The sequence below is a fragment of the Flavobacterium rakeshii genome (assembly GCF_009741375.1).
GTDB lineage: Bacteria > Bacteroidota > Bacteroidia > Flavobacteriales > Flavobacteriaceae > Flavobacterium > Flavobacterium rakeshii.
Genome location: NZ_WOWP01000043.1, coordinates 1 through 5,479, shown reverse-complemented (window position 1 = coordinate 5,479; position 5,479 = coordinate 1). Strand labels below are relative to the sequence as shown.

5 protein-coding genes are annotated in these 5,479 nt (G+C 31.9%); 4 read left to right on the top strand and 1 reads right to left on the bottom strand.

The features are described from left to right. Window positions 1-157: 157 nt before the first annotated feature. The 4 genes from GN157_RS11430 (at window position 158) to GN157_RS11415 (ending at window position 4,521) form a co-directional block, all read left to right on the top strand. Window positions 158-574 (top strand): helix-turn-helix domain-containing protein, encoded by a 417-nt coding sequence (locus GN157_RS11430; protein WP_157483528.1) that lies wholly within the window; start codon window positions 158-160, stop codon window positions 572-574. Between the two features lie 70 nt (window positions 575-644). After that, window positions 645-2,354, top strand: a complete 1,710-nt coding sequence (locus GN157_RS11425; protein ID WP_157483527.1) for a hypothetical protein — start codon at window positions 645-647, stop codon at window positions 2,352-2,354. Window positions 2,355-2,499: 145 nt separating this feature from the next. After that, window positions 2,500-3,420 carry a hypothetical protein gene (locus GN157_RS11420; RefSeq protein ID WP_157483526.1) on the top strand — a complete coding sequence of 307 codons (921 nt, stop codon included), beginning with the start codon at window positions 2,500-2,502 and terminating at the stop codon, window positions 3,418-3,420. Window positions 3,421-3,804: 384 nt separating this feature from the next. Further along, complete coding sequence (locus GN157_RS11415; protein ID WP_157483525.1) at window positions 3,805-4,521, top strand: YoaK family protein; 717 nt, start codon at window positions 3,805-3,807, stop codon at window positions 4,519-4,521. Between the two features lie 42 nt (window positions 4,522-4,563). Here the strand turns inward: GN157_RS11415 and GN157_RS11410 are convergent, their stop codons facing one another. After that, window positions 4,564-5,190, bottom strand: coding sequence for a hypothetical protein (locus tag GN157_RS11410; protein ID WP_157483524.1), 627 nt, complete (start codon window positions 5,188-5,190; stop codon window positions 4,564-4,566). Between the last annotated feature and the right edge of the window lie 289 nt (window positions 5,191-5,479).

Below are 5,479 nucleotides of genomic sequence, written 5' to 3'. Positions count from 1 at the left end.
ATGGAACATTAAGTGAAAAAGCTTATTTTTGTTTTATACACAGCAAGTAAAGAAGTTATGGTAAGGTACCGAACCACAGCGTGTTGTACTTTACCATTTGCAGCTTGTATTTTACCAACTAATAAATAGCTTACAGAATTTTCAATACTTTTGAATTATGGACACACCTACAAAAAACCACATAGGAAGAAAAATTAGCCGTATTCGTGAACTTCGCGGAATGAAACAGGAAGCCTTGGCAAATGCATTAGGAATTAGCCAACAGGCTGTTTCTAATATTGAAAACAGTGAAAAGATAGATGATGAAAAGTTGATTGAAGTTGCTAATGTGCTTGGAGTAACGCCGGAAGCAATTAAGAATTTTTCTGAAGAAGCTGCTATTAATTTCTTCAATAATTTTTATGACAATAGTTTCACTAATAGTCAGGGAACTTTTAACGCCAGTCACTGTACGTTTAATCCATTAGATAAAGTAGTAGAGTTATTTGAAGAAAATAAGAAGCTTTACGAAAGATTACTTCAAGCGGAAAAAGATAAAGTGGCTTACTTGGAGAAACTGCTTAATAATAAATAATTATATTTATTTGTTGAAAAGAGATTACTTAAATTAAGTAATCTCTTTTTTTAATTTCAAAATTATTTTTATGACAGCCGACATGATTTTAAGACTCAATTACCAGAGTTTTTATAATGGAAGTAGTGAAACGATAAAAGAGCTATTAGACCCGATTAACAAAATTGAGTTATTGAGGAGTGCATGTCACTTAATTGCTGTTAGTAAAAATGATGAAACTTCTCATAGTACTATTGATAAGTGGTTTTCAAATCCTGAAAAAGGTGCATTATTAAAAGTAAAAGCACCTGTAAATACTTCAATTATTAATGTCACCAGTGGTTTAAGACTTTTATCTTATATACTAGCTAAAGAAGATGTTGATTCAACTTTGGTAATAAATACTGATGATTTTGAAGAACGTCTCTTTAAGGCATTTTTATTGCTAAATTCCGAACAAGACCAGATTGAAGAAGAAGGTCAAAAGAATTTGCCTCCCCAAGGAGATGATGAACTACTTAGTGCATCATTACTAGGAATATCATACCATGATTACGACTTGCAAAATTATGATTTAAACGAGATTTTTATTGTGCAACTAATGAAAAGTATTGACTTTTTCCTTTTTTTGGAAGGAGACAGCCTTTTTAAAGAACACCTAGCTAAATTCCTCAATAATTATGGATGTGATTCCTGGCAGCAATGGATTATCCGCATCTTAGGATTATTGGTGCCTGCTCTTCGTCATAACGATGACAATTATAGTGAAGTAATAGTTGAACATAATCAAGATTTTGAAGTAAACATAAATTTTTTAGATCTTTTTAGTGCTCCATTAGATTATTTGGAAGTTCCTGATTTTGTAAATATACGAAGCAGACCTCTTGTGAGAATTAATGATTCTACATTCTTAATTATTAATAAACAATTTTTAATTGAAAGAATACATAAAAGTATAGTATTTGAATTTAGCTTAAAAATTAATGAAGAAGTGAGTTTAGGGAGCAGAATTAAAAACTTTAGATCATTATACTGTGACAGTTTTTCGGAACAAGTATTGCTTTATAAGACATTGTATAATTGCTTCCCAAAAAAAGGAGACTGGAAAAAGCATACAGGTGAAAATTTTAAGTCAGCAGGTTATTCTGGTGAACCAGATATGTACGTGAGATTTAAAAACAAAATTTTACTATTTGAGAGTAAGGATGTTATATTAAAGGGGAATGAAAAGCAGTCAAGAGATTTTTCTATTTTATCAAAAGCTTTCAAGGAAAAATTTTTAAAAATTGTAAAAGATGATAAAACAACTAATAAAGCTATAATGCAAATTATAACTAATATTAGGAGAGTTTTTGATAAATATTATAAGGAAATAGACATCGATTACAAATTAGAAAGTTTAAGAATTTATCCAATTTTAGTAACTCATGATAGACAGTTTGATTCTTTAGAATTTAATAGATTACTAAACCTTTGGTTTAAAAAAGAACTAGCTCATAATTTTTCTACAGATGAAGTAGTTAGGATTCAACCATTAACAGTTATCAACATTGATTCATTAATTCTTTACCAATCTCATTTTAGACAAAGAGGTGAATACGGATTAGAAATGTTGATAGAACAATATCATCATCATATAAAATTAGGATCAGTCCGCGGAATTAAAGCATTTGAAAAAATGTATTTAGATACAGCAATTTCATTTTCAGATTTTCTAAGGGATGCTTATAGGCATAATAAAACAAAGCTAATTCCAACAAATCTTGATGATTATATTTCAGTATTAAAATTAAAAGAATAATCAAAACCTTCCGGATTTGTTTTTGCATTGTGCCAAGAGCATGCTCTTTCAGGAATGCACTTTCCGACTTCGCTGCCTAGCCTAGCGCATGAACATTAGTAGTTATATTAACCGACATTAAGCAAGACAACACGCTACAAAACAAATGAGAGATAATAAACCACTAGAACAAGAAGCTTTAAGTTGTGCGACTTTTAAAGTGTCAAAATACGGCTATAAATTTAGTCATCCTAACTTTGATAAAAACGGTGGTGACTTTTTTATAGAAGAAGAACTTGCTGACGGCTTGCACAAAATAATTTTATGTCAATCAAAAGGACGAAATATTACTGAAAACAATTCGAACCTGAAAATCCATACAAATTATGTAAAAGATAATTTTTTACTTTTCCTTTATCTTAAAGACGACAACTATGACAACGAAGACACCCTATTTTTTTTTACAAGAGAAGACATTCAGAAGTGGGAAATAAGGAATGAAAACTATTATTTAAATATCCAAAAAAACTCACTTGATAATTCAATTTTCGCAAGTAATAAATTTAACAAAACAAACTCAGAAAAGATTGCTGATATTTTACAAAACATAAACGCTGGAAAAAAAATCGAGTATAAAACAATAACAAATTTAAACACACTTAATAGTCTGTTAGTGCTATGGAAAACTATTGGAAGTTTACCAGATTCTAATCTAACCAAACTACTTCTTGAAGATTTTGATAATTATCCTTATATCAACATTGAACAATTTATCTTTTTGTTATGTATCACAATTCATAATGAAGAAAATTTGGAGTTTCAAAATTCAATAGATTGGGCTTTTCAGTATCTAAAGTTTTTCAATGATGCTCCACCCAGTGATTATATTTTAGACTTTAAAACTCAAAAAACAACTTATCCTTCTTTTATGGTTACTTATAATAAAACGTATTTAGAATACATAGAAAATGAAATTGAAAAAGGATTTAAGTTACAGATGGGGGATATCGAAGAGTATTTTGAATGTTATTTGTTTCAGAGTGGTGAATATTTTTTGAAATATGCAAGAACAGGAAATTATTTATAATGAAACAAATACAGCTGCTAACAAGCTATTGCTAAAAGCTGGGACGAACAGCTTCGATTGAACATTTGTCCAAGGTTCAATATTCGTTCTTCTATTAAACTTTAGTTCTAAAAATCCCTCACTTTGGCAATCCCCGAACCGTTGGTGTCAAAGATTCTTAAAAACTTTTATCCTTCAAACCTTCTATCTAGTAAATTAACAGGGGAAATTTAGTTGTACCCAAAACCTTCCGGCGCACCGTCAGGATTTGCTTTTGTATTGTTTCAAGAGCATGCTTCTTCAGGCATGCACTTTTAGAAATCAACTATATTCCAAAAGCTTGAAATATTGAACAAAAGATTGCACTTAAAATGAGTATCTTTATTCTAGAAAATCATCAAATAAATGTTTCGTCACAAAGGCAAAAGAAGATCGTATGGACATAACCTTAGGTTGGCATCCATTTTATCTTTTGTGGCAGGAATTGTAAACATTGTAGGGCTGTTGTCGGTAAATGTTCTTACTACAAATGTAACCGGGCATTTTGCTTTCTTTTCAAGAACTTTTGTAAGCGAAGAGTTTTCCAATGCTGTTATTTACCTTTGGTTTCTGTTAAGTTTCCTTGCCGGAGCTTTTTGTTCCAATCTTATAAGTGAGACTATTGTCCGTATAAAGGAGAACCTTTCCTATGTTGTTCCCATCCTGCTTGAAATTATTCTTTTGGTTTTGGTTGCCACTTTGCAATTTAATCAGCCTGATCTTTTGGCTTGTACTCTATTGTTCGCAATGGGGTTGCAAAATGCTTTGGTAACCCGGGTATCGCAGTCGGTGGTACGAACAACGCACCTAACAGGAATATTTACAGATCTGGGTATAGAACTGTCTCAGCTTTTGTTTTACAAAACAGCCAATGAGAACTTTACCCTTAAAAGGAGTATCTATTTAAAACTGGCTATTATAGCGTGTTTTTTTGCGGGAGGATTAGCAGGTGGATTTGCCTATTCTTACTTAAAGGTGAAAGTACTTTTAATTGCAAGCTTAGCTCTGCTACTAGCTTTGCTTTACGACTACATCCTACTTAAATTCTATGTCATCAAAAGAAAGGTGTTACACAGGCAATGATATCGTTATGTAGTCAATTTAAATAGGACAGTTTGTACTGTGTCAATCACAATTTACTGCGCTTAATCTTTTTGTTCCATCTTCATCTTCTATATATTCGAACCCATTATTGAGCAGGTCATTCACATCTTTTCGACCATTAAAATGCCATAATAGATGACCGTACTTGCACCTGTCTACTGTTCCGTCAAGAAGCTCCTGTTTCATTAAAACTTTTAACTCTTCCCAGTAGGCTTTAGGAGCATGAACCAGTAAAATATAGGGGTTGAATTCATCTCCAAGTTCTTTTTGAGAATATAGTTCCAGTCTCTCTTTAGACGGGAAGCCGTATTTTTTGGTCAGCTCGATGATTCTCTTGGTGTGTAAATCATCAAAATGATTGATGTAGTTCTTGAAAATATGCTTGGATAATGTGTCAGACTTAAATTTATTTTCAACAATATATTTGCGTGTGAGGTCGGATTCCAGATTTTCGATACTGTCGGTTTTACTCTTATCAAATGTTTTAAATAAAGTATATTCCCTTAATGCCTGATCATAATCGTACATGAATTTAACCTCTTCAATTACAAGGTCGATATCTCTTTTCAGGAGAGTATCTTTTGCAATACTTTGGGCTGTTGTAAGGCTGTAATAAAAGATAAAGGCTAGTATAAATAATTTTTTCATGTAGTGAATAATTATAGAGGAATATCTCTCTAATAAAAGATTAAACGCAAAAATATTGATTTCGTATTAATTTTCTTAGAGATATTTTCATTCCCTTCTGATTCTTTTCCATTACGAAACGGCGAAAAAGGCAGCTAAGTTATTGCGGCGCACCTCATGGTTAAAACAAAAGACTACGGCATAATGGCTCGCACGCTCACCACCCTTCGGGACTTATTCCGTTTCCTTTTGTTTTCCCGCTGCACCGCACTTTTCGGCTGCTTTCTTTTTTACCGTTTTCTTTTGGAAA

Bases quoted from the DNA above. Each gene is read 5' to 3' on its own strand.
- GN157_RS11430 (WP_157483528.1), top strand. From the start codon at position 158: ATGGACACACCTACAAAAAACCACATAGGAAGAAAAATTAGCCGTATT.
- GN157_RS11425 (WP_157483527.1), top strand. From the start codon at position 645: ATGACAGCCGACATGATTTTAAGACTCAATTACCAGAGTTTTTATAAT.
- GN157_RS11420 (WP_157483526.1), top strand. From the start codon at position 2,500: ATGAGAGATAATAAACCACTAGAACAAGAAGCTTTAAGTTGTGCGACT.
- GN157_RS11415 (WP_157483525.1), top strand. From the start codon at position 3,805: ATGTTTCGTCACAAAGGCAAAAGAAGATCGTATGGACATAACCTTAGG.
- GN157_RS11410 (WP_157483524.1), bottom strand. From the start codon at position 5,190: ATGAAAAAATTATTTATACTAGCCTTTATCTTTTATTACAGCCTTACA.